This window comes from Mycobacterium venezuelense (assembly GCF_054919535.1).
The window spans coordinates 1-676 of sequence record NZ_JBONDW010000063.1; the positions used below are offsets into that span (position 1 = coordinate 1).

Below are 676 nucleotides of genomic sequence, written 5' to 3' on the forward strand. Positions count from 1 at the left end.
GCCGACCACGTAGGGCGCAAAGGCGGCCGCAGCGGCTGGGGCGGGAGTGGCCACCGAAACCGATCCGGACGCCGGGCTCGGCGCGGGTGCGCCCGCCGACGGTCCGGGCATTCCCGCCGGGGAGATGCCTGCCATCGGCAGCCCCTGATCGCCGCGAACCGGAACCGGTGTGTTCTCGTCAGCGGGAACGTCGGCGGGTGGCGCGTCGGTGGGAATCAGGCCGAGGAAGCCAAGTGCCGCAAGACCGATGCCGAGCAGCGGAACCAGGAACGGCGAGAGCGCGATACCGATCCATGTTCCCCAGCCCACCGGCTGGAAGATCAACTGGTAGAGGACGCCTGCCAGGAATGGTCCCCAGGTCGTCAGGAAGGCAGAGGGGTTCGTCAGCAGGGTTTCGAGCATCGCCTGGATGGTGCCCAGCGGATCGTTGAGGAACTGCAGCAGCTCCTTACCGCCGATCAGTGACGGGTTGCTGAGGTAGTCCACCAGCCACTGCGGCAGGTTGGGGTAGGGATTCTCCTCGGCAAGCTGCTCGGTGCTACTGGCGTCCGCGTAGGTGAGGGCGCTGCCGCTCTGCGCGGCCTGCCCTTGCGCAGCCATCTGCTGGGCGCTCGCCGACGCGGTGCCCGCCTCGCCCACACCGGGTTTCAGCAGGAAGGGGGCAGGCAGCGTGGTG

1 pseudogene is annotated in these 676 nt (G+C 68.9%); it reads right to left on the reverse strand.

What is annotated here, in order from left to right:
* A pseudogene (locus ACRCUN_RS34185) lies at positions 1-676 on the reverse strand (PPE family protein); the annotation flags it as partial.